At 37.7% G+C, this 23,466-nt stretch carries 22 protein-coding genes; 20 read left to right on the forward strand and 2 right to left on the reverse strand.

Going from position 1 to position 23,466, the window contains the following annotated elements; translation table 11 throughout:
- Window positions 1-2 precede the first annotated feature (2 nt).
- From SAZ04_RS06420 to SAZ04_RS06430, 3 genes are all read left to right on the forward strand, one after another.
- Entirely contained in the window at window positions 3-1,487 is a 1,485-nt protein-coding gene (locus tag SAZ04_RS06420; protein ID WP_332692771.1) for a glutamate synthase subunit beta, read from the forward strand.
- A gap of 422 nt (window positions 1,488-1,909) precedes the next feature.
- Entirely contained in the window at window positions 1,910-3,355 is a 1,446-nt protein-coding gene (locus SAZ04_RS06425; RefSeq protein ID WP_332692774.1) for a DEAD/DEAH box helicase, read from the forward strand.
- Window positions 3,356-3,398: 43 nt separating this feature from the next.
- Window positions 3,399-3,743: a toprim domain-containing protein gene (locus tag SAZ04_RS06430; RefSeq protein ID WP_332692777.1), complete on the forward strand. Its 345-nt coding sequence runs from the start codon at window positions 3,399-3,401 to the stop codon at window positions 3,741-3,743.
- Between the two features lie 120 nt (window positions 3,744-3,863).
- On the opposite strand, the gene rluF is transcribed toward SAZ04_RS06430, so the two are convergent.
- Entirely contained in the window at window positions 3,864-4,571 is a 708-nt protein-coding gene (gene rluF, locus SAZ04_RS06435; RefSeq protein WP_332692780.1) for a 23S rRNA pseudouridine(2604) synthase RluF, read from the reverse strand.
- Window positions 4,572-4,796: 225 nt separating this feature from the next.
- Between rluF and SAZ04_RS06440 the strand changes: the two genes are divergently transcribed.
- The 9 genes from SAZ04_RS06440 to SAZ04_RS06480 all read left to right on the forward strand — a co-directional run bounded on the left by SAZ04_RS06440 (window position 4,797) and on the right by SAZ04_RS06480 (window position 11,440).
- A complete protein-coding gene (locus SAZ04_RS06440; protein WP_332692783.1) occupies window positions 4,797-4,958 on the forward strand; it encodes a hypothetical protein in 162 nt (53 codons plus the stop codon).
- Window positions 4,959-5,345: 387 nt separating this feature from the next.
- Window positions 5,346-5,789 (forward strand): HEAT repeat domain-containing protein, encoded by a 444-nt coding sequence (locus tag SAZ04_RS06445; RefSeq protein WP_332692786.1) that lies wholly within the window; start codon window positions 5,346-5,348, stop codon window positions 5,787-5,789.
- Between the two features lie 450 nt (window positions 5,790-6,239).
- Complete coding sequence (locus SAZ04_RS06450; protein ID WP_332692789.1) at window positions 6,240-6,518, forward strand: HPP family protein; 279 nt, start codon at window positions 6,240-6,242, stop codon at window positions 6,516-6,518.
- Window positions 6,404-6,646 (forward strand): HPP family protein, encoded by a 243-nt coding sequence (locus SAZ04_RS06455; protein WP_332692792.1) that lies wholly within the window; start codon window positions 6,404-6,406, stop codon window positions 6,644-6,646. The genes SAZ04_RS06450 and SAZ04_RS06455 overlap by 115 nt, the downstream gene beginning before the upstream one ends.
- A gap of 387 nt (window positions 6,647-7,033) precedes the next feature.
- A complete protein-coding gene (locus tag SAZ04_RS06460; protein WP_332692795.1) occupies window positions 7,034-7,441 on the forward strand; it encodes a hypothetical protein in 408 nt (135 codons plus the stop codon).
- Between the two features lie 258 nt (window positions 7,442-7,699).
- Window positions 7,700-9,448 (forward strand): WG repeat-containing protein, encoded by a 1,749-nt coding sequence (locus SAZ04_RS06465; RefSeq protein WP_332692798.1) that lies wholly within the window; start codon window positions 7,700-7,702, stop codon window positions 9,446-9,448.
- Between the two features lie 151 nt (window positions 9,449-9,599).
- Window positions 9,600-10,715, forward strand: a complete 1,116-nt coding sequence (locus tag SAZ04_RS06470) for an MBL fold metallo-hydrolase (protein ID WP_332692800.1) — start codon at window positions 9,600-9,602, stop codon at window positions 10,713-10,715.
- Between the two features lie 41 nt (window positions 10,716-10,756).
- Entirely contained in the window at window positions 10,757-11,011 is a 255-nt protein-coding gene (locus SAZ04_RS06475; RefSeq protein ID WP_332692803.1) for a DUF3006 family protein, read from the forward strand.
- A gap of 213 nt (window positions 11,012-11,224) precedes the next feature.
- Window positions 11,225-11,440: a hypothetical protein gene (locus SAZ04_RS06480; RefSeq protein ID WP_332692806.1), complete on the forward strand. Its 216-nt coding sequence runs from the start codon at window positions 11,225-11,227 to the stop codon at window positions 11,438-11,440.
- 164 nt (window positions 11,441-11,604) lie between these two features.
- Here SAZ04_RS06480 and SAZ04_RS06485 read toward each other — a convergent pair whose 3' ends face one another.
- Window positions 11,605-12,501 carry a LysR substrate-binding domain-containing protein gene (locus SAZ04_RS06485; protein ID WP_332692809.1) on the reverse strand — a complete coding sequence of 299 codons (897 nt, stop codon included), beginning with the start codon at window positions 12,499-12,501 and terminating at the stop codon, window positions 11,605-11,607.
- 704 nt (window positions 12,502-13,205) lie between these two features.
- On the opposite strand from SAZ04_RS06485, the gene SAZ04_RS06490 reads away from it, so the two are divergent.
- The 8 genes from SAZ04_RS06490 (at window position 13,206) to SAZ04_RS06525 (ending at window position 23,394) form a co-directional block, all read left to right on the forward strand.
- On the forward strand, window positions 13,206-14,117 hold the full coding sequence (locus tag SAZ04_RS06490; RefSeq protein ID WP_332692961.1) for an NAD(P)H-dependent flavin oxidoreductase: 912 nt from the start codon (window positions 13,206-13,208) through the stop codon (window positions 14,115-14,117).
- A 336-nt stretch (window positions 14,118-14,453) separates the two neighbouring features.
- Window positions 14,454-15,902, forward strand: a complete 1,449-nt coding sequence (locus SAZ04_RS06495; RefSeq protein ID WP_332692812.1) for a sucrose-specific PTS transporter subunit IIBC — start codon at window positions 14,454-14,456, stop codon at window positions 15,900-15,902.
- 60 nt (window positions 15,903-15,962) lie between these two features.
- Window positions 15,963-17,432 (forward strand): glycoside hydrolase family 32 protein, encoded by a 1,470-nt coding sequence (locus SAZ04_RS06500; protein ID WP_332692815.1) that lies wholly within the window; start codon window positions 15,963-15,965, stop codon window positions 17,430-17,432.
- A 68-nt stretch (window positions 17,433-17,500) separates the two neighbouring features.
- Window positions 17,501-18,517: a LacI family DNA-binding transcriptional regulator gene (locus tag SAZ04_RS06505; protein WP_332692818.1), complete on the forward strand. Its 1,017-nt coding sequence runs from the start codon at window positions 17,501-17,503 to the stop codon at window positions 18,515-18,517.
- Window positions 18,518-18,583: 66 nt separating this feature from the next.
- Entirely contained in the window at window positions 18,584-20,269 is a 1,686-nt protein-coding gene (locus SAZ04_RS06510; protein ID WP_332692821.1) for a glycoside hydrolase family 13 protein, read from the forward strand.
- A gap of 214 nt (window positions 20,270-20,483) precedes the next feature.
- Window positions 20,484-21,536, forward strand: a complete 1,053-nt coding sequence (gene desA, locus SAZ04_RS06515; RefSeq protein WP_332692824.1) for a Delta(5) desaturase DesA — start codon at window positions 20,484-20,486, stop codon at window positions 21,534-21,536.
- Between the two features lie 125 nt (window positions 21,537-21,661).
- Window positions 21,662-22,798: a sensor histidine kinase gene (locus SAZ04_RS06520; protein ID WP_332692827.1), complete on the forward strand. Its 1,137-nt coding sequence runs from the start codon at window positions 21,662-21,664 to the stop codon at window positions 22,796-22,798.
- Window positions 22,795-23,394, forward strand: coding sequence for a response regulator transcription factor (locus tag SAZ04_RS06525; protein WP_332692830.1), 600 nt, complete (start codon window positions 22,795-22,797; stop codon window positions 23,392-23,394). The genes SAZ04_RS06520 and SAZ04_RS06525 overlap by 4 nt, the downstream gene beginning before the upstream one ends.
- Window positions 23,395-23,466: the final 72 nt, after the last annotated feature.

Consider the following 23,466-nt stretch of genomic DNA (forward strand, 5'->3'; position numbering starts at 1 on the left):
CGATGGGAAAGCCAACTGGTTTTATAGATTATAAAAGGAAAACTAGGCCCGAACGTGACCCTAAAACACGTATTAATGATTGGGACGATTATACACTACGACTTGAAGAAACAGAACTAAAACAACAGGGTGCTCGTTGTATGGACTGTGGGATTCCGACCTGTCATACAGGGACAATGTTAAATGGGATGACGTCAGGTTGTCCTGTTCACCACTTAATTCCCGAGTGGAACGACTTAGTTTACCAAGGTCAATGGCAAGAAGCGTTAAAACGGGAGCACAAAATGAATAACTTTCCTGAGTTTACAGGGCTTGCTTGTCCGGCTCCTTGTGAAGGAGCGTGTGTTCTCGGGATCAATGAACCTCCAGTGGCCATACGTTCCATTGAACTAGAAATTGTTGAAAAAGGGTTTAAGGAAGGATGGGTGAAACCGGAGCCGCCAGACATTCGAACAGATAAAAAAGTGGCAATTATCGGATCGGGACCAGCAGGTTTGGCGTGCGCTGCTCAACTGAATAAAGCAGGCCATAATGTAACGGTATTTGAACGCAGTGACCGAATCGGTGGTTTATTAACCTATGGAATTCCTGAAATGAAACTTCCGTATGCTGTCGTCGAACGACGTGTCAACCTTCTAAAAGAAGAAGGGATTACATTTGTGACCAATACAGAAGTAGGCAAGGATTACCCGGTCTCTAAGCTTCAAGATGAATTTGATTCGATCGTTCTTTGTGGTGGGGCGACGAAACATCGTGATTTAGAGGTAGAAGGAAGAGAGTTAAAAGGAATCCATTATGCAATGGACTTTCTTCACGCCAATACAAAAAGCTTATTAGACTCCAACCTTGAAGATGGCGAGTATCTATCAGCAAAAGATAAAAACGTCGTTGTCATCGGTGGTGGCGATACGGGAACGGATTGCTTAGCTACCTCTGTTAGACATAAATGCAAAAGCCTTACACAGTTTGATATTTACGAAAAAAAAGGGGATGTACGCCCTGATGACAACCCTTGGCCACAATGGCCAATCATTCACCGCGTAGAATACGGACAAAAAGAAGCAGCGGCTAAGTTTGGCAAAGACCCTCGTGCGTATGCGGTCATGACGAAAAAGTTTGTTGGAGACGAAAACGGAAATGTAAAAGAGATTCATACGGTTGACGTCGAAACGATAACAGATGAACATGGCAGGCGGACTCGAAATGAGATTCCAGGTACAGAAAAAGTATGGCCCGCCGAGCTCGTCCTACTTGCGATAGGATTTAATGGACCAGAGCAAGGTCTCATTCAAAAATTGCAAGTTGAAACAGATGAACGGACAAACGTTAAGGCGGAATATGGAAAGTATCAAACCAATATCGAAGGCGTATTTGCTGCTGGTGATATGCGCCGGGGGCAAAGTCTTATCGTTTGGGCCATCAATGAAGGAAGAGAGGCTGCGAGAGAATGCGATAAATACTTAATGGGGGAAACGAGACTCCCTTAAGGATGATGGTGCAGCTCTGTTTTTGAATCGATGACCTGTTTGAAAATGAATCAATAATAAACAGCGAAAGACCCACCTAATAAGGTGGGTTTTCTTGAGTGAGAGGGATTCAATGTTACGTTCCATCATTGTAACAATAATAAATTCCTCCATTAAGGTATTTAGAAATAAACATTTGAGGTTAGAAGTCTGAAGTAATGTATTGTATAGTAAGGTTCTATTATTTTGTCTGAAATTTAGTATGATAGGTAGAAAGAGGGAATAAGCTAGATGAAAAAAACAATCTATTGGAACGACACTATAAATAAGAACGTATAGTCTGGTAATGAAACTAAGATATAAAGAAGCATTGCAATGCATACATGTCTTAATGATGGACAAACAAATAATAACGAAAAAAACATAATAAATGAGGGGAATACATGACTAATAGAGGTTTTAAAGACTATAAAATAAGTGTAGACATCGTAAGAGCGCTTGATAGTTTGAACTATGAAATTCCAACAGAAGTTCAAGCAAAAGTAATACCAATAGCACTTGAGATGAAAGATCTTATAGTGAAATCACAAACAGGAAGTGGCAAGACAGCTTCATTTGGTATCCCTATTTGTGAAATGGTCGAGTGGGAAGAAAATAAGCCTCAAGCATTAATCCTTACTCCTACAAGAGAACTTGCAGCACAGGTGAAAGAGGATATAACAAATATAGGAAGATTTAAACGAATTAATGCTACTGCCCTTTATGGAAAGCAACCTTTTGCTAGACAAAAATTAGAGTTAAAACAAAAAACACACATAGTTGTAGGTACGCCGGGACGCGTACTAGATCATATTCAAAAAGGGACACTTCCTTTAGAGCATCTGCATTATCTGATTATAGATGAAGCGGATGAAATGCTTAATATGGGCTTCATCGACCAAGTAGAAGCGATTATACAAGAACTTCCTACAAACAGAGTGACGATGTTGTTTTCAGCTACATTACCAGAAGATATCGAAACCCTTTGTCAAAAATACATGAATAATCCACTTGAAATAGAGATGAAAGCTAGCGGGTTAACAACTGATAAAATTGAGCACTCTCTTTTGGAAGTAAGAGAAGAGGATAAATTTTCTCTATTAAAAGACATCACAATCGTTGAAAATCCAGATAGCTGTATTATTTTCTGTCGAACGCAAGAGCAAGTGAATCATGTGTTTAATCAACTAGACCGTTTGAATTATCCCTGTGACAAAATACATGGTGGGATGGTACAAGAAGATCGGTTTGATGTCATGAATGATTTTAAACGAGGAAGATTCCGTTATTTAGTAGCGACAGATGTAGCAGCAAGAGGAATTGACATCGAGAATATCACACATGTGCTCAATTATGACCTTCCATTAGAGAAAGAAAGTTATGTGCATCGAACAGGAAGGACAGGGCGTGCTGGTCATACAGGAAAAGCCATTACATTTAGCACACCTAATGAAAGAAGACGTGTCGCAGAAATTGAAGAATATATCGGATTTGAAATACCGAAATCGAATGTACCATCAAAAGTAGAGGTGGCGAGAAGAAAAGCTGCTTTTGAAGAGAAAATGGATGCGAGACCAGCAATTAAGAAAGAGAAAAGTGCTCAATTAAACAAAGACATCATGAAGCTTTATTTCAATGGCGGAAAGAAAAAGAAAATTAGAGCAGTCGATTTCGTCGGAACCATTGCCAAAATTTCAGGCGTAACGGCAGATGATATCGGGATTATTACAATTCAGGAAAATGTTTCGTACGTGGATATATTAAATGGAAAAGGCCCCCTTGTCTTACAAGAAATGAAACAAACAACCATAAAGGGGAAAGTATTAAAAGTACACAAGGCAAATAGGTAGGAACTTTGACTAGTTAGCTGACCTATGAAAAGGGGTGAGTAACATGGTAGACAAAGTCTTGATTGTAGAAGGGAAAAATGACCGTAAGCGAGTGAAGAAAGTGCTTAATGAGCCTGTCGATATAATTTGTACGTATGGGACGTTAAGTGAAGAAAAACTTGAGACATTGATTTTGCCAATTGAAAATAAAGACGTCTATATACTTGTAGACGCAGATGATGCTGGGGAAAGCTTGAGGAAGCAGTTAAAAAGGGAATTGCCTAATGCGACTCATTTGTATACGCAAAAGGAATATGGTCAGGTTGAGACGACTCCTTTTGACTATCTTACGGATGTGTTGAGGGAGTATTTTGAGGTGAAGGAGACGGGGCAGGAAAGTAGATTCTGACTAACTGCTGCCTTACTCATCCTGGTTTTCAGAAGTAAAGGGGGATGCATTTTCAAATATGCATCCCCCTTTTTGCTAAACGCTCGCTAATTTAGAACCATTAAATTCAAACCGACTCTTCTACCATTCCTTTGGCTCATAGTTTAGATCATTAAATAATTGAGTGCGTTCTTTCTTTGATAAATCTCGCCATTGCCCAACAGGAAGGTTTCCTAAGTGAATATTCATGATTCGAGTTCTCTGCAGTCTGAAAACGTCGTAGCCTAACGCCTCACACATACGACGAATTTGACGATTTAACCCTTGTGTTAATATGATTTGAAAATCATATTTTGACAACTGCCTTACTTCACAAGGAAGCGTTTTTGTACCTAATATTTCTACTCCTTCTGACATCTTTTTCAAAAATTCAGGAGTGATTGGCCTGTCTACTGAAACGATGTATTCTTTTTCATGCTTATTTTCGGCACGTAAAATTTCGTTTACAATATCACCATCGTTCGTAAGGAGTATTAAGCCATCTGAGTCTTTATCCAGTCGTCCGATATTGAAAATTCGTAATGGATGATTGACTAAATCAATAATATTCCCCTTAACCTTTTTTTCGGTTGTGCTAGTAATGCCAACTGGTTTATTTAAGGCAATATAAACATTATTTCTGGCTACCCGGATAGGAGCTCCATTTACTCGAACATCGTCTCCAGGCTCGACTTGGCTACCTACTTCTGCACGTTTTCCATTTATAGTGACTCTACCTTCACTAATTAATTTATCCGCACCTCGTCTAGATGATTTTCCAGACTCGCTTATATATTTATTAATACGCATTTGAACCACACCCTTAAGTGGAGGATTGTTTTATTAGAATACCTAACTATTGCTTTCTTTTCAAGGTCTAATCAAAGTGTCATTTAGATAAGGCTATGATGAACCTATACATAGAGTAAAAGCGACCGGAAAAGGAACTCATTCGACTGAAAAACTCCAGCATAAAAACAAAAGGAAAGAAACATACTAAAAAACGAATGCCTTATAAAATGATTAGGAGTGGCTATGATGATCAATGTAGAGAAAAAAGACCAAGACCAACAGCCAGCGCAAACTATCACTGACGAACAAATACAATCGTCACCAACTCAACAAGCACAAGAAGGGGAAAAAACAGCCGAAAATGACGGATTTCGTTATGATTATGACGACTCTTCGGATGTGTGAAAAATAATCGAATGATTTTAGAGGCTTAGCGAACAGTGATAAACTGTTCGCATTTTTTGTAAGCTCTTCTTACTTCTTATTTAAAAATAAACCCTAACTAGTTTTTAAGTAAATACAAAGTATTTCAATTATCGAAATAACTTGTCGAAAGTCTACAAAAGACTCTGTACATACGGAGGGCACTGAAAAAGTAAACCACGACCTTAAAAAGATCCTTAAGGAAGCGGCAATGGCTCTTAAGCTTTCGTCACTGTCAGGGGAGCGATGGTGTATCGAAAGCTCTACGAAGTAAAGTTCATGAAATAGGTATGTGAACAGGTTTATAATGCTACAATAGATGGTAGGTGTTTTTATTAATAGTTTCAAACATGAAGGGGATTGGATAGTTTGAGTAATTACGAAACAAAAACAAATGTACCGGCGAATTTAAATGAATTAAAAAAATCCATTAATAGAACTTCTAGTTGGCGAGAGCGTTTGGATGCGGTAGAAGAGTTAGGTCAGTGGAAAAGCAGAGAGACGATTGAATTATTAAAGCATAGTATGGCAGGAGATTCTGTCTATAAAGTACAGGAAGCTGCTTACCATAAACTTCAAGCCTTGGGTGAAAAGGTTACAATGCCTGAACGGAAGAACGGAGAACAAATTAAGGGAACGAAAAAAATCTTACTTAGAATAAAGAAGAGTTTACCTAAAAATCATTCGTATGAAGAATTCAAAGAAAAAGTTAAGAAGATGAGACTTGATTTATATGATACGTATGAAGGAGAGAAAGGGATTGACTTTGATAAATGGCTAGAGGATATCTGGTCAACATTACCTACTAGGTAAACGGTTTGCTTTATTCAAAGTATATTATTTATGCTCCTGTGAACCACATTTGCAGGGGTTTTTTATCATTTCCAGACGAGAAGAACCCATCCTCAAGGAAGATCAAGAGTGTAATCCACGACTAGGGTGGGGATGAATCGCTTTAGGTTTGAGCCGGAAATATCAATCGAAGGAAATAATAGAGAATGACAATTATTAATTATTTTCTACTGAAAGCTATTCTCGGAGCTTCTACAAAACTTTTTCGCAAGGCTAGATAGTGGATGGTCAAAAGTTTCAGACACGAAATAGACACATTCTATTGCATTTTTATCCTTCCCTACTAAGAACAGTCATCAGTTAAACACGTTTATCACCTCCTATTTTTTTAAAATGAAAGGTAAGAAGAAGAGTGAGCCCAGCGTTAAGGTTACAGATAGTATCATATCTGCAACCGGTGGACTGTTTGCTATGATTATCATTAGCGCTATCGCGGTTATTCTTGGATATCCAATGGTACTTGGCCCGATGGGAGCCAGTTGTTTACTTGTTTTCGCTGCTCATGCTGGTACCTTTTCTCAACCTCGTCATATTTTGGGTGGACACGTAATTTCAACTCTAACCGCATTAACGATTTGGGAAGTATTTGGAAGAAGTCACGTGACAATTGGAATTACACTGGCAGTTGTTTTATTTGTAATGGTATTCTTAAAAGTAGTTCACCCCCCCCCGCGGCTGCAAGCGCCATAGTAGCTATTAACACGCAAGCAGGTTGGGGGTTTCTGTTAACTATTATTGTAAGCTCTTTACTATTAATAACTATTTCGGTTCTATATAATAACTTATTTCAGAATAGACAGTACCCTATACAATGGTAATGAAATTTAGAAGATGTCAGCACTTCTTTATGAAAATCCAATAATAAAAATGGTGCATCAAAAAATACTCCTGTAAAGGGTACCGATTTAATTATTTAACATTGCAAGAGACCCTTAGTACTGGAGAGATGTGTCCGTGAAAATTAGTAGCATCCTACTGATACAGGAAACATATATTTGTTACATAGGTTAAAGAAAGCTTGTTAATGTCTAGATTTTCAAAAAAGTTAGGGAGTGGTAGCACATGAATTATGTCGAAGGTTAACTCTGAACATGGTTAGTAACAATTATTTTTACGTAGTGGCTTGTACCGCTAGAAGTAAGGTTATTCAAGAGGAAAATACAAGGTTGATAGTGAAGATTTGTTAATGAGGAAGGAGAAGTACGGTGAAATATGTATTGAAATTTTGCGCTTGGTTTTTATTTTTATTTATTTCAGGATGGTTGTTAGGTTTATCAATGGCATGGAAAAGCACCGTCTTTTTTCCAACCTCACCACTGCATATCTTATCTCTTGTTACCCCTGCATTCATACAAATTATTTTTGGTGTACTCCTTGCAAGCAAACACTTAATTACGGAATTTAGAACAGAGGGTAGTTGGAGAATTAATTTAGAAAAATTCAATATACTTGCTCTCCTTCCACTTGTCATAGTTATGGTCATCGTAATATTTTATGATCAAATGAGTACGATAGTTAACTTAACTAATTTCCAAATTTATATGATATCTTCGTTTGTTTTAATTTTATTTGGCTACTATTCATCTCATAGCCTGTATAAAGTGAAAAATTAAACTTTTCCAAGTACTCGTGCGAAAATTCAGTGACTAAAGAGTCTATTATTTTTAGTAATAAAATGAGAGCGTGTTCAAAAAAGGGTGTTGTAGCTAGCTCATAGCTTTAAGGCTACGGCTAGTAAGGATTGAGATATGGTTAGTAAACATGAGGATATGCTAGTAAAGATTGAGTTAAGGCGAGTAACGTTCCTAAAAGAACCACTTCACAACCTACCCCGTATGATATCTAGACAAATATCATACGGGGTGGATTTCATGATAAGAAAGAACCTGACTATAAGAGTAACAAGAGTCCCCGAGCTCTTTCCTGCATATGTCGTAACGAAAGATGGGAAGAAATGGGGGTACATGAACCGCAATGGGAGCTTCATCCTAGAACCGAAATTTGATGAAGCGAATGATTTTCAGGAAAACGGACTTGCGATTGTAACCGTTAAGGGGAAAGCAGGAATGATTGATCGCGTAGGTCAATTAGTCATTCAGCCTATCTACAGCCAGGTTATGCCCTTTACGGAAGGTCGTGCCGTTGTGATGGATGATTCAGGCTTTAAAGTCATCAATGAAAGAGGACAGGAAATCACAACGAAAGCATACAGCTTTATCCAGTCGTACGAGGAACAACGAGCGATTTTTTCAGGGACGAATTCTGATGGCAAGTATCTTTACGGGTATTTGGATGAGCAAGGAAATGAAGTGATGCCACTTCAATACGAAAATGCTTTTGATTTTACAGGTGGAAAAGCACTTGTTCAGCTAAAAGAGAATGAATTTGCTCTTATTGCACGAAACGGAGAAATCCTTCAAACGTATCCATTTGCCATTATGATGGGATACAGTGAAGGATTAATTCCGTTTAAGAAAACTTTTAATGACAAATGGGGATACGTAGATGAACAGGGACAGATTGTGCTGTCACCTCAGTATGCAATTGCTATGGCTTTTCAAGAAGGGCGAGCCGTCGTGAACATGTCTGGTGATATGTACAATCAGTATGGTTTAATTAATAAATTAGGGAAGTTCTTTATTCCGCCGACATATAATGATATCCGTCAATTGGGTGAGCAACGAGTGGCTGCTGGAATCGCTACTAATCCAGATCAACCATATGTCGGTTCGACATATGGAATCGCCGATACGGCAGGTCTTATTTTCACTGATTTTATTTATGATCATGTCGGTGATTATAAAGAAGGATTAAGCTCTGTCACACTTGACCAATCAACCTTTTTTATTGATCAAAGCGGCAAGCCTGCCAAGTCTTTCCCTGTTATTCCCGGTGTTGGAACATTAGATTTGGAAGGGATGATCATCCAAGCTCATGTTGATCACACTTTATCCTATTATGATTCATCAGGAAAAATCGTGTATCAACCGAATACAAGTTTTCTTTTAAATGAGCAATATCGTATTCAAATAGAAAAATTCAGTCCTAATAAAGATTATCTTGCTTATTATCCGCAATTGGAAGGGATGCAAAACGAAGAAGCCCAAAGGAGGGTGAATGACATTTTGAAACAACAGTCAAAAGTTATTCATGTACCTTCTCATGTTCAATTGGATTACAGTTATTACGGTGATTTTTCGGTTGCATTCTTTCGGGGGAATTTACTTGTTTTAAAGTTAGTAGGGTATAACTACCCGTTCGGTGCAGCACACGGAATGCCGTTTCAAACCTATGTACACATCGACTTGAAAACCGGAACAATCTATGAACTTAACGATTTATTTAAATCAGGTAGTGACTATGTAAAAGTCATAAGTGACATCATCCGAAAACAGATAGAAGAAGAGGAAAAGCAAGGCTCTGCTTTTTATTTCCCTGATCAATATAAAGGCATTCAACCTGACCAGCCTTTTTACGTAACCGAAGATGCCTTAGCGATTTATTTTCAACCTTATGAAATTGCTGCATATGCCGCGGGGTTTCCTACATTTTTCATTCCTTATGATGAAATCATGGAAATGGTCGATACGGGTGGTACCTTTTGGAGATCTAAAGAATAGCTGAGACCGATCTGGGTAGAAGTAAAAACAAGTAGGGATAAAAAGAAAGAGGTGCAACAAATCGTTGCGCCTTTATTTGGTTTGAATGGCTGATCATTCATCTTGCTCTTTCATGTTATAATCGTTACTTGTTAATGATGGGGGGAGCAGCATGGATCGTCGATTAGGAAAGTCTATCTTACTCGTTTTTCTTTTGATTTTAGCCGTAATTTTAGCTAGTTGTGCACAGCAGCAATCTACTATCCACTTTAGCGAAGAGTTGGCAGTACATTACATAGATGTTGGTCAAGGGGATGCGACTCTATTAAAGGGGCCAGATTTTACGATATTAATTGATGCGGGAAGACATGATGCAGGTAATGTGACACCTTATCTTCAAATTCAAGGAGTCACTGATATTGATTTAATGATCTTAACGCATCCTCATGCTGATCATATCGGTCAGGCGGATAAGGTTATACAAGAGTTAAGTGTAAAAGAAGTTTGGATGAGCGGGGATGAGCATTCGTCTGCAACATTTGAGCGTGTGCTTGATGCACTTCTTGCTTCAGATGCTAAGTATCATGAGCCGAGAGCGGGAGAATCTTATTCTTTTGGCTCTGCTCTTGTAGAGGTATACAACCCAGAAAGTGTAACAGGAGATTTGCATGAAGGCAGTGTATCCGTTCGAATCACGTATGGGGATATTAAGTTCCTGTTCACCGGTGATGCAGAGCACCAAACAGAAGAAGACATAATAAACCGGGGACATGATATACAGGCTCACATTTTCCAATTAGGACATCATGGATCAACAACGTCTAACACTCAAGCTTTCTTAGATCAAGTTCAACCTGAAGTAGCGATTTACAGCGTAAGAGAGGGAAATAGTTACGGTCACCCTCATGATGAAATCGTTGAGCGTCTAAAGACTATGGGGATTGACCTATACGGAACAGATGTAGATGGTCATATCATTGTAACAACGGATGGAGAGCAATATACCGTTTCCACCGATAATAGTGGAACGCTCACAGAAACAATAACGACTACAACAGCTGAACGAAAAGAGGAACAAGAAACGGTGCCAAGTATTGATGATTGTCTGAATATCAATACGGCTTCAAAGGAAGAGTTGACAGAGATTACTCATATTGGTGATGAGAGAGCCAATGAGCTCATTCAATTTCGCCCATTTGAATCTCTTGATGAATTAAGTCAGATCAATGGCATTGGCCAAGCAAGAGCAGCGGAAATAAAAGAACAAGGACTTGCTTGTGTGCAGTAAGTGATGGCAGCCAATTTAACTAAGAAAGGGTCGATCATCTAATGGAAAAAGCGATTGTAGATCAAGTTGTGGACGGAAAACATGCGGTGTTATTAGTAGGAGGTCAAGAAATCGAGAAAGTGATCTCTACCACGAGATTGCCAGATGGAGTAACAGCAGGATCAGTGGTGAAAGTTGAATTTCATGGAGATGAGTTAGTATCCATCGAAGCAGACCAAAAGGAAACGACGAAAACAAAAGAGCGTATTAACAGCAAGATGGAACTGCTGCGAGAACGTTCGAAGAGAAGAAACTAGAGACGAGACAATAAAGGTAATTGCTAAGAGAGGTGTCTATCCCCAGATCAGTACAGCTTAAGTACATTGGAGGCCAGGCACTTTTTTTGATCCTTTTTCATAGAATCATGTTAGTTAACCGATAAAATTTCGAGTTAGCCTATTATGATTGTAGCTGATAAAATTGGAAATTAACTGATATATTTTCAATTTAACTTAGGGTATTAGTAGGGAATGAAATCAAACTGTCATTATAACTTATCAGATATACGATCAGGAAATATGGCCGCATTTAAACAAAACCTTGATCAAGCAGAGAAGGTATCGTTTCACTATCACTCTATCCTGTCAGACCAAAGAGAAACAGAATTAAAGAAACTTCGTCTTTTGAACAAAGGCCCAGTTGTTGCGGGGGGGGGGGGGGAACGGACAAAAGGAGCAAGCAATTAGCAGAGACCGCCTTACAGAATAAACATTTGATTCATATAAGAGGGGTAAAGCATCCCATGCCTCCTTATTACTTTCATCCTAAGCCTTTGTTAAAGATAAAACGAATTGAATAGTTGGAGCGAAATGGATTTGTTGATTGAGTAAATAAGTTTTCATTTGATGATTTAAATAGAACACAATGTTAAATCTTTCTTAGACATCGATATAAATTCTCTTACAGCGAAAGACAAATATTTATTTTTCTTCCATGCCATTCCTAATTCTAAGTGAAGATTAGAACAGTTTAACGGAATAGCCTTAATTTCATTGTTATAAATATTATTGCCGATTTTACTAGGTAAAAGTGCGATCCCTAATTTAGCTTCTACCATTTCAACCATAAAATCTTTTTGTGAGCTTTCGCAAACAATGTTTGGGTAGAAATTATTTTTAGTGCATTCCTCGATAATACGATCATAAATAGAAAAGTCTTTCCGGTATAAAATAAACGGTTGATTTTTTAAGTCAGAGAAATTGACTTTTTGTTTACTAGCAAATTCATGATTTTTGTGGACAATGACCATTAATGGATCTTTTACTAGTTTTACCATTTCAAAATCATTGTTTGTTTTCGGTATATTGCATACTAATCCAATATCAATCGAACCATCTTCTAGTTCATGTATAATTTTTTTTGTACCAACTTCTGTTAACATGATTTCAATGGAAGGATATGCCTCTTTGAATTGACTAATTAATTTTGAAAAAAAAGCGGCTCCAATAATGGGGGGGATTCCAATTTTTATTTCACCACTTCTAAAATTGATGATATCAGTCAGCTCTGTCGTTAAGTTGTTAAATGATTCTAATACGATCTTTACATTTGTGAGGACTGCATTTCCTGCATCGGTTAGTTCTAACTGTTTAGGAGAGCGATAAAATAAAGGTACGCTTAGCTCATCTTCTAAGTTTTTAATAGCTTTACTAATAGATGGTTGAGAGACGTGTAATGACGCAGATGCTTTTGTAAAGCTTAAGTGTTTGGCAACTTCAGAGAAATATTCTAATTGTCGAATATCCATATGTATCCCCCTTTTCTAGGCTAAATGACATAGAAACCTTACGCAACTACTTAGTATTTTTCATATTAATCATATATTATTAATACTACTAAGTCACTAAAAAAAGAAAATTCAGAAATTTACGAGATAGCATCGCAAAATAAACATATGATCCACGTAAGTGTTGCGTTCTTCCCTCCAAAATCAGATACTTATGAGGGGTTTGTAGTTGAGTTAGATTATTCTGAAATCCGGCAACTTGCCCTCACGCTGGAAGCTCGAGGCGAAGGCGTTGCAGCAACTTTAATTCATGAATGCATTCAATGAACGAAAGAAAGAGGCTTTGATGCGATTAGGTTACATACCGCAGATTTTATGAGAAATGCGATTCATCTTTATGGGCGGATTGGCTTTGAGCGAGTCTCCGAACATGACTTTGAACCAGTAAATGACGAGGTGATCGTAAAAGCAATTCGTCTTACCATTTGAGGAAGTGAGGATAGATTATTTAGTCTATCTTCTTTTTTTGTCCTTTTGATGTCGTGGGTTTCTCTTTTAGTTATGGTAACCGAACTTAGGTGTGATAAATAATACATATATATTTTAGGATTATCGATAGAATTAAACGTAAGCTTACCAATTAGATAGGCTTTATTCTATTTAGGTAAAATTAGTATGGATGAGGAGCAGATGAATTGAATATTCCACAGTTAGAAATTGCACACATGAAACCAAAAGTACCAATTATGCAAGGGGGGATGGGGGTTAAAATTTCTTTAAGTGGGTTGGCTTCGGCTGTAGCTAATGCTGGAGGTATTGGTATTATTTCTGGAACAGGCATTCCTATAGATGAATTGAAATATCATATTCGTAAAGCAAGAGAACTGACTAAGGGATTGGGTTATATTGGTGTAAATGTTTTGTTTGCAATGAACGATTTTGCAGAAACCATTAAGGTAGCGATGGAAGAAAAAGTAGATTTTATTATTTCGGGAGCTGGTATATCACGAGATATGTATAGCTGGGGAAAACAATATAATGTTCCTGTCATATCAATCGTTTCATCTGCTAAATTAGCCAAGATTTCACAAAGGTTGGGAGCATCTGCTGTCGTAGTAGAAGGATTTGAGGCCGGTGGACATTTAGGAACAGATAGACCATTATTTGATATTTTACCTGAAGTCTTAGAAACAGTAGATATCCCGGTCATAGCAGCAGGAGGGATTATAACAGGAAAAGATGTAGCTAGAGCCTTAAAAATGGGTGCATCTGGTGTGCAAATGGGGACACGCTTTGTTGCGAGTGTGGAGTGCGATGCACCAAATGCTTTTAAGCAAAAATATATTGAATGTAAAAAGGATGATACCGTTCTAGTGAAAACATCAGTAGGCCTACAAGGGAGAGCGATACAAAATAGCTTCACAAAGAGCATAAGTGGAGACCAAAAATTGAAAATTAATAAGTGCTATTCTTGTCTTAAACAATGTTCTTACCGGTTTTGTACATTAGATTCCTTGATGACATCTGTGGAAGGAGATGTGGAGAATGGGTTAGTTTTTGCGGGTTCTAGAGTGCATGAAATAGATGAGATCCTTCCAGTACAAACAATTATTACGAATATAGTGAAAGATTTGTAGTGCCTGGTACTTGTCGAATGCGACTTCGAATAGAAGAACAGAATCCCAGCTATGGCGAGTAACAACGCTGACTAGCGATTCCAGCTACAACTTTAGGGATCGCTGTTTGGCGAAGGTATTGTATGTGGCGGTATGAACGTTTTATCATACATTATAAAAATTCGGTATTGACTTGTTACTATTCTTAACATATAATTTGAAACATAAAATGTAAAGCTTTACATTGTGGATGACCTTTTCATTCCAAAGGTAAAGCTTTCTATAATACAAAAAAATGTAAAGCTTTTCACTTTTTTATATTCATTAACGTAAAGCTTTACAATTGAGGGGGATAATATGGATTACAATAAGGTTGCAAAAGAGATTTTAGAAGCAATTGGTGGGAAGGATAATGTAGACGCTGCTGCCCATTGTGCGACAAGATTGCGTCTTGTGTTAAAAGACGAAAGTTTAGTAGATGAATCAAAATTGGAAGAAATGGATGTAGTGAAAGGGACATTCTCTACAGGGGGACAGTTTCAAATCATCATTGGTGCCGGAACGGTTAATCAAGTGTATGCTAAACTAGCTCCTCTTGCAGGAATTAGTGAAATGTCAACAAAAGATGACGTGAAAAATGCGGGTACGAAGAAGTTAAATCCCATTCAACGGTTTGTGAAGGTTTTATCTGATATTTTTGTACCAATCATTCCTGCGATTGTTGCAGCTGGTTTACTCATGGGTATAAATAATATTTTAACATCACCAGATTTGTTCTTTGACGGTATGTCTTTAATTGATGCTAAACCTGGAATGGCTGATCTAGCGTCCTTAATTAATACATTTGCTAACGCTGCCTTTGTATTCTTGCCGATCTTAATTGGATTCTCGGCAACACAGCGTTTTGGAGGAAACGCTTACTTAGGTGCGGCACTTGGTATGTTAATGGTGCACCCTGACTTATTAAATGGATGGGGATACGGAGGCGCGCTAGCCGAAGGAGAAATTCCTGTTTGGAACATTTTCGGATTTGAGATTGAAAAGGTTGGTTATCAAGGAACCGTATTACCAATTTTAGTAGCCTCTTATATTCTAGCAAAGATTGAACAATATTTACGTAAAGTCGTTCCATCTGCATTAGATAACTTATTAACACCTTTATTTACATTATTTATTACCGGTATCTTAACGTTTACGTTTGTAGGTCCAATAACTCGTTCAAGTGGAAACTTGTTAACCGAAGGAATGGTTTGGGTCTTTGAAACAGCAGGATTTATTGGCGGTGGTATTTTTGGATTGATTTATGCACCAATTGTTATTACAGGTATGCATCATAGCTTTATTGCCGTTGAAACACAATTACTTGCTGAGATTGCACGAACAGGAGGATCATTCATCTTCCCAGTAGCAGCGATGTCAAACATTGCGCAAGGTGCAGCTGCTTTAGCAGTTATTTTTGTAACAACAAATTCAAAGATGAAGAGTATTGCTTCAGCATCAGGGATTTCTGCGCTATTAGGGATTACGGAACCAGCGATGTTTGGGGTTAATTTAAAGCTCCGTTACCCATTTATTGCAGCAATTATTGGTGCGGCTGTTGGAGCAGCTTATGTGACATTCAATAAAGTGACATCTGTTGCTCTTGGTCCCGCAGGTTTACCTGGTGTGATCGCCATTCGTGCAGATGTGATTATCCACTTTATTATTGGGATGATGTTAACATTTGTCGTAGCTTTTGCCATGACATTTGTTCTTGCAAAACGACAACAACGTTTGGAAAAGAAACAGAACGACAAAGCGAAATGAAGATAAATAAGGAGAGTCTATTGATTCTCCTATTGTTATGTTAAAAGTGAGGTTTTGACAATGGAGTGGACGAGAGAGAAAAGGTACCGTCGCCTTGAAGAAGTAAGTTCTAAAGAAATGCAAGAATTAAGAGAGCGTGTAGGCTCATGTCCTTGGCGCCAAACGTATCATATACAACCTGAAACAGGGCTATTAAATGACCCAAATGGATTTTCTTATTATAATGGGGAGTATCATTTGTTTTATCAGTGGTTCCCGCTAGGTCCTGTCCATGGTTTAAAGTATTGGTATCATACGAAGTCAGTGGATTTAGTTCATTGGGAAAATGTCGGAATTGGAATTGAACCAGCTAAGTTTTTTGAAAGTCATGGAGCGTTTTCTGGGAGTGCATTAGAATACGATGGTAAGCTATACTTATTTTATACAGGTAATTCCAGAGACGAAAACTGGGTCAGACACCCGTATCAATGTATGGCCGTAATGGATGAGAATGGGACAATTGAAAAGTTTGAAAATCCGGTTATTCATGGCGTTCCAGAAGGTTACACCGACCATTTTCGCGATCCTAAAATTTGGGAAAATGATAAACGCTTTTACGCGATAATAGGTGCACAACGCTCTAATGCAACAGGCTGTGTAGTTTTATATGAATCTGTAAACTTGAAGGATTGGGAGTTTCTTGGCGAGGTGGGAACCGAATTACAAGAGTTCGGTTTTATGTGGGAGTGTCCCGATTACTTTGAACTAAACGAACAAGGAATCCTATTATTTTCACCTCAAGGGCTGCAACCTGAAGGGGATCATTATCAAAATATTTATCAATCTGGCTATCTAATTGGGGATCGATTAGATTTTACAACCTGCGAGTTTCAGCATACTGAATTTAAAGAGTTAGATCGAGGTTTTGATTTTTATGCACCACAAACAATGGTCGATCATAATAACAGACGCATTGTAGTTGGTTGGATGGGGCTACCTGAAATTGAGTATCCGACAGATCGGCATGGTTGGGCTCATTGTCTAACATTACCTAGAGAACTAATTCTTGAAGATGGAAAACTCATTCAACGACCTGTAGAAGAATTAACGAAATTACGCAATAAAGAGGTAGAGATTGAAACTCACCTGACAAATGAAAGAAAAAGCTTCGACGGTTTTAATGGGGTAACATATGAATTATGTTGTGAATTTGTCAATCATGATGCTTCTGAATTTGGAATAGAGGTACGAGTAGGCGAACAAGAAAAAACTACCGTGAAATATGATGCAAAACATAATAAAATTGTCTTTGACAGAAGTCTTTCAGGAGAGTCATTCGCAGAGGAATATGGAACGGTTCGTCAATGTGAGTTTTCTAGCAATAAGATAAAGTTTCAATTATTTGTTGATTCTTCATCGATTGAGTTATTTGTGAATGATGGGGAAGAAGTGTTTACAGGAAGGATTTTTCCTAAACTTGAAAGCAAGGGGATTCAAGTTTTTGCCGATGGTGGAGAAGTGAAGATGAAAGCGATCAAATGGGATTATTAACATAAGCTCATACATTTGCTTTTCATATTTTTATCCTTACCTTGTAATATCCCTGAGGAGGTTAAAGTATGAAAAAAGATATTAATATAAAAGAGGTTGCCAGAAAAGCGGGTGTTTCGATTGCAACGGTTTCAAGAGTGTTTAATAATTCTGGGACGGTTAAGGAAAGTACTCGTAAAAAAATCGAGGCAGTGATTGAAGAAACAGGCTATTATCCAAATGTCCTTGCAAGAGAGCTTGCTGAAAAGAAAACGCACCTAATCGGTCTTATTGTCCATAATATGACGGGGGAAGGGATTCCTCGAACGATCAATGGTGTAAACGAAGTCCTTGAGGAAAATCAGTACAATCTTTTGATTGCCTGTACAAATGGAAACATTGAAAGTGAAATGAAGCACTTTGAAATCTTTCGTTCTAAACGTGTAGAGGGGATTTTGTTTGCTACTCGAGAATTTAAAGAAGAGCATCGTGATTTAATTAAAAAACTACCAATTCCTGTAGTAGTTCTTCTACAACGAACCGATCAAGAGCAAATTTCTTATGTGGCCTTTGATAACTATACATTTGCAAAGGAAGCAACGAACAAGCTTATTTCATTAGGTCATAAAAAAATTGCCTTCATCGGTGGACCGGTAACTTCTGTCAATGCAAACGAAAGACAACAAGGGTTTATGGATGCACTGAAAGAGAATCAATTAAAAGTGGATAATGACTTGAATAGAAATGGAGATTTCACCATTGAAAATGGGTATTGTCAAATGCAAGAAATCCTCTCTTTCAATAGGGATATTACGGCTGTGATTGCGGTTAATGATGGGATGGCAATCGGGGCGATTAACTGTTTGCAAGATCATGATATTGTTGTTCCAGAAAAGGTTTCTGTTCTCGGTTTAGATGATACAGTTTTAGCAAAAGCTTCACGATTGAAATTATCTGGCGTGCGCTATTCATACACAGATTTAGGGAAAAAAGGAGCAGAACTGATATTACAACAAGTTGAGTCGACTGAACCTTTTTTCGAGGAGAGATTGATTCCTTATACGATTTATTTAAGAGAGAGTGTAAGCAGTCCAACTTCAGAGTGAGATCAATTTTTAGATAGTGAATAAAATAAAGCTGAATGTAAAGCTATACATCAAGGAGTTGTAAAAATGCAAAAGCGGTGGTGGAAAGAAAGTGTTGTCTATCAAATTTACCCGCGTAGTTATATGGATAGCAATGGGGACGGGATTGGCGATATTTCTGGGATTATCTCCAAATTAGATTATTTAGAAAATCTAGGAATTGATGTTGTCTGGCTTTCTCCCGTATATGAATCACCTAATGACGATAATGGCTATGACATTAGTAACTATCGAGGTATTATGGATGAATTTGGAACAATGGATGATTGGGAAAACCTACTAGCAGAAATGCATAAGCGCGGCATAAAATTAGTCATGGATTTAGTCATTAATCATAGTTCTGATGAACATGAGTGGTTTGTTGAATCTCGTAAATCAAAGGACAATCCTTATCGAGATTATTATATTTGGCGACCAGGAATAAATGGAGAGCCCCCAACTGATTGGATCGCATCATTTGGTGGTTCAGCTTGGGAGTATGATGAAGCAAGCGGTGAATATTTTCTTCACATGTTTTCAAAAAAACAACCTGATTTAAACTGGGAAAGCGAAAAGATGCGTGAAGATGTCTACGATATGATTCGTTTTTGGCTCGATAAAGGCATTGATGGCTTTCGCATGGATGTAATTAACATGATCTCAAAAAGAGAAGTTCTTGCTTCCTACGAAGATTTTGTGAATGGTAAACCCCAAAACGGTGATTTTCAATTTAATGGTGAGGGTGTTCATGAGTATTTACAGGAGATGAACCGAAACGTATTATCGAAATACGACATTATGACGGTTGGAGAATGTCCGAAAGTTTCACCAGATCAGGCTAAATTATATACAGCAGACGAGCGCAAAGAGTTAAATATGGTGTTTCAGTTTGAGCACATGGGCTTAGACAAATATCCAGGAAAGTCAAAATGGGATTTGAAACCATTGCAATTAGGTGATTTAAAAGAGAACCTAAGTAAATGGCAAAAACAATTAGAGAATTGCGGTTGGAATAGTTTGTATTGGAGCAATCATGACCAGCCACGCACCGTGTCTCGTTTTGGAAACGACAACGAATATCGAGTGGAGTCTGCGAAAATGCTTGCTACCCTTTTACATATGATGAAAGGTACGCCTTACATTTATCAAGGTGAAGAAATTGGTATGACGAATGTCCGATTTGATTCAATCGACGACTACAATGACATTGAAACATTGAATATGTATAAAGAAAGAGTTGACGAGCAGGGCTATGATCCAAAAGAAGTCATGGCTTCCATTTATGAGAAAAGTCGTGATAATGCAAGAACACCTATGCAGTGGGATCATACGGAACATGCGGGTTTTACAACAGGGACACCTTGGCTTCAAGTGAATGAAAATTATAACGACATTAATGTCGCGAATGCGTTAGAGGATCCAGGTTCAATCTTCTATTATTACAAAAAACTTATCGAACTTCGTAAACAGCACGAAATCATTGTTTATGGATCCTATGATTTGCTTAAAGAAGACGACCCAGCTATTTTTGCATATACAAGAACATATGAGGAAAAACAGCTTGTTGTTATTACGAACTTCTATGAGAATGAAGCTGAGTTTACGATGCCAGAGGGTCTCGTCTTCAAGAACATACAACTTTTAATTAATAATTATAATGTGAAAGCAAATAATGATATAAGCCGGTTTATGTTAAAGCCTTATGAAGCTAGAGTGTATTTAGTGACAAAATAGACAATTATTATTAGTTCCTGCCCTCCCAAGTTGCTTCGCTTTCAAGCACTGAGGGGCAGGAACCTTTTACATTTAAAAAAAGTAAACAGATATGACACTTGTCATATCTGTTACTTGACGTTCATGACTTCTTTAGCTCATGAATTTTTCTTATAATAGAGTTAATTAGTTCGCTAAATAAATTGATTAAATAGGTCCTTTCAAGGGGGAAAACATGAGTAAACAACAATTAACTCAACTAAAAACAAGCATTGCACCGTTCGAAAAATCGGATACTAAATCCAGTCTAAAACAAATAATGAATACAATTCCACCTTTTTTCTTATTATGGTTTCTTGCGTATCAGAGCTTGTCGGTCTCCATCTGGTTAACCCTTGCATTAGCGGTTGTAGCAGCAGGGTTTGTCGTTCGGATCTTTATTATTTTCCATGATTGCTGTCATGGGTCATTCTTTAAAAATAAAAAGTTAAATAATATACTTGGTACCATTACGGGAATCATTACGATGTTTCCATATGAAAAATGGAAACGTGAGCATTCGATTCACCATGCAACAAGCAGTAATTTAGATAAGCGTGGGACCGGTGATGTATGGATTATGACTGTAGATGAATATGCGGCAGCTTCATTTAAAGAGAGACTGTCATACCGTCTATATCGCAATCCACTCGTTATGTTTGGATTAGGCCCGATCTACTTATTTTTGATCTTGAATCGTTTGAACCGTAAAGACGCAAAAAAGAAAGAAAGATTGAATATGTATGTTATTAATGTTTCGATTGTTGCTGTTTATTCATTATTGATCTGGACAATTGGCTGGCAGGCTTTTCTAATCATTCAAGCACCAATCCTTCTCGTATCGGGATCACTTGGCATCTGGTTATTTTATGTGCAGCATCAATTTGAAGATTCATACTTTGAAGATGAAAAAGAGTGGGATTATGTAAAAGCTGCTGTAGATGGAAGCTCGTATTACAAACTTCCGAAAATATTGCAATGGGTTACCGGCAATATTGGGTATCATCATGTTCATCACTTAAGCCCGAGAGTGCCGAACTATAACTTGGAAAAAGCACATGAATCAACACCTCCTTTACAAAAAGCAACAACTATTACGATCAGCTCTAGCTTAAAATCAATTCGTTTCCGCCTATATGATGAGAAAAGTAAAACGTTTGTAAGCTTTAAAAAGGGTAAGCATTATCTTCCCCAATCAAAGTTTGGTGTACAACTCGAGAATAGACAGACAAGACTTCAAGGTAAATAAATAGTTATGCGAAAAACCGTTCAACTTAACATTGAAGGTTTTTCGTTGCTTAAGAAACTAACAGGGTATGAAAGTCGTTGTACCATACTTGATTCATAAGAAATGAAAAGAGAGAGGAGGTTATTATGCAAAGTTGGTATAACATTTTCCCGAAGAATACGGGGCTTAGTATCTACGTATGGATTATTTTTTGTCTATTGCCTTTCTATTTTATCTTTAGATCATCCTCCACTTTCGAAATTATTTTCGGTATTATCATGATTTTCGTATTTTTTGTTTCATATCGACTATCATTTATTTCAAAAGGTTGGCTTGTCTATTTATGGGTAGGTGTTGAAATTGCGATAAGTATTGGTATGACGTTGTTTTACGGATACGTTTATTTTGCTCTTTTCTTAGGGTTTTTCATTGGAAACATACAAAGTAAAGTTGGGTTTTTCACGTTGTATGTCGTTCATCTTCTAACTACAATTATTGCGGTGAGCTTAAGCTTTTTTACACAAAGCGAATTATTCTTTTCTCAGTTCCCTTTTATTGTTATAACTGTAATTGGTGTCATTTTGCTGCCATTTAATACGTATAATCGAAACAAGCGTGAAAAACTTGAAGGTCAACTAGAGGATGCAAATAAAAAAATTTCACAACTGATGGTTATTGAAGAACGTCAGCGTATTGCACGCGATCTACATGACACGCTTGGCCAAAAACTGTCGCTTATTGGATTGAAAAGTGATTTAGCAAGGAAGTTAATGGATGTAAATATTGATTCAGCGAAAGTTGAAATCATTGATATAAACCAAACAGCAAGAACAGCATTAAAAGAAGTCCGTGAGATGGTGTCTGACATGCGTGGAGCAAAGATAGAAGATGAAATCATTCATATTCAGCAAATCTTGAAGGCAGCACAGATGGAATTCAGGATAGAAGGAAATGCCAAGCTCAAGAGCACCCCGTTATTAGTTGAAAATGTCGTGAGCATGTGTTTGAAAGAGGCTGTAACCAATGTTGTTAAGCATAGTCAAGCAACTTATTGTAAAGTATTCATTCAGGAGGCGCCCGACGAATTACAAATCATTGTACAAGATGATGGGATCGGTATCTCAGATAAAATTGATTCTTCAAAAGGCAATGGCCTTAGGGGGATGAGAGAACGGTTGGAATTTGTAAATGGAAGTTTGGAGATTACAAAATCAAATGGAACAATTCTTGATTTTCGGGTACCGAATGCCATTCAACAAACGAAACGGGAGGGATTGACGTGATTCGAATTGTAATTGCCGAGGATCAGCGAATGTTGCTTGGAGCTCTTGGTTCTTTACTTGATTTGGAAGCGGATATGGAAGTTGTCGGTAAAGCAAGGAACGGGGAAGAAGCATTGGCTTTAGTAAAGCAGCACCAGCCAGATATTTGTATCATGGACATTGAAATGCCTCAAAAAAGTGGACTTGATGCAGCAGAAGAATTGATCGATCATCCTTGTAAAGTTATTATCTTAACAACTTTTGCACGTGCGGGATACTTTGAACGGGCACGAAAAGCAGAGGTGAGCGGATATTTATTAAAAGACAGTCCAAGTGAGGAATTAGCGAATTCAATCCGCACCATAATGGATGGTCGACGTATTTACGCTCCTGAATTAGTTGACCTAGCATACGACAATGAAAATCCACTTACTGAACGTGAAAAGCAAGTGATTGAACTGATTGCTCACGGGAAAAGCACAAATGAGATTGCGAATGAGCTTTCTCTAACAAATGGTACAGTTCGAAATTATATTTCAATCATACTTGAAAAGTTAGATGTGAGTAATCGTATTGAGGCCATCACGAGGTTTAAGGAGAAAGGCTGGTTTAAATAAGATGGTATGACAGTAGGAGACAGGCAAGGTTCCTTATCCCCAGTGCTTTAAAGTACTGGGGATAAGGAACCT

Origin of the sequence: Halalkalibacter lacteus (genome assembly GCF_036663595.1) — a bacterium.
Taxonomy (GTDB): Bacteria; Bacillota; Bacilli; order Bacillales; family Bacillaceae_D; genus Halalkalibacter; species Halalkalibacter lacteus.

Excerpts from the sequence above, each read along its gene's own strand:
- SAZ04_RS06510 (WP_332692821.1), top strand. The coding sequence starts at position 18,584 with ATGCAAAAGCGGTGGTGGAAAGAAAGTGTTGTCTATCAAATTTACCCG.
- SAZ04_RS06420 (WP_332692771.1), top strand. The coding sequence starts at position 3 with ATGGGAAAGCCAACTGGTTTTATAGATTATAAAAGGAAAACTAGGCCC.
- SAZ04_RS06520 (WP_332692827.1), top strand. The coding sequence starts at position 21,662 with ATGCAAAGTTGGTATAACATTTTCCCGAAGAATACGGGGCTTAGTATC.
- SAZ04_RS06500 (WP_332692815.1), top strand. The coding sequence starts at position 15,963 with ATGGAGTGGACGAGAGAGAAAAGGTACCGTCGCCTTGAAGAAGTAAGT.
- SAZ04_RS06485 (WP_332692809.1), bottom strand. The coding sequence starts at position 12,501 with ATGGATATTCGACAATTAGAATATTTCTCTGAAGTTGCCAAACACTTA.
- SAZ04_RS06495 (WP_332692812.1), top strand. The coding sequence starts at position 14,454 with ATGGATTACAATAAGGTTGCAAAAGAGATTTTAGAAGCAATTGGTGGG.
- SAZ04_RS06430 (WP_332692777.1), top strand. The coding sequence starts at position 3,399 with ATGGTAGACAAAGTCTTGATTGTAGAAGGGAAAAATGACCGTAAGCGA.
- rluF (WP_332692780.1), bottom strand. The coding sequence starts at position 4,571 with ATGCGTATTAATAAATATATAAGCGAGTCTGGAAAATCATCTAGACGA.
- SAZ04_RS06475 (WP_332692803.1), top strand. The coding sequence starts at position 10,757 with ATGGAAAAAGCGATTGTAGATCAAGTTGTGGACGGAAAACATGCGGTG.
- SAZ04_RS06505 (WP_332692818.1), top strand. The coding sequence starts at position 17,501 with ATGAAAAAAGATATTAATATAAAAGAGGTTGCCAGAAAAGCGGGTGTT.
- SAZ04_RS06465 (WP_332692798.1), top strand. The coding sequence starts at position 7,700 with ATGATAAGAAAGAACCTGACTATAAGAGTAACAAGAGTCCCCGAGCTC.
- desA (WP_332692824.1), top strand. The coding sequence starts at position 20,484 with ATGAGTAAACAACAATTAACTCAACTAAAAACAAGCATTGCACCGTTC.
- SAZ04_RS06470 (WP_332692800.1), top strand. The coding sequence starts at position 9,600 with ATGGATCGTCGATTAGGAAAGTCTATCTTACTCGTTTTTCTTTTGATT.
- SAZ04_RS06490 (WP_332692961.1), top strand. The coding sequence starts at position 13,206 with ATGAAACCAAAAGTACCAATTATGCAAGGGGGGATGGGGGTTAAAATT.
- SAZ04_RS06480 (WP_332692806.1), top strand. The coding sequence starts at position 11,225 with ATGAAATCAAACTGTCATTATAACTTATCAGATATACGATCAGGAAAT.
- SAZ04_RS06425 (WP_332692774.1), top strand. The coding sequence starts at position 1,910 with ATGACTAATAGAGGTTTTAAAGACTATAAAATAAGTGTAGACATCGTA.
- SAZ04_RS06450 (WP_332692789.1), top strand. The coding sequence starts at position 6,240 with ATGATTATCATTAGCGCTATCGCGGTTATTCTTGGATATCCAATGGTA.
- SAZ04_RS06440 (WP_332692783.1), top strand. The coding sequence starts at position 4,797 with ATGATGATCAATGTAGAGAAAAAAGACCAAGACCAACAGCCAGCGCAA.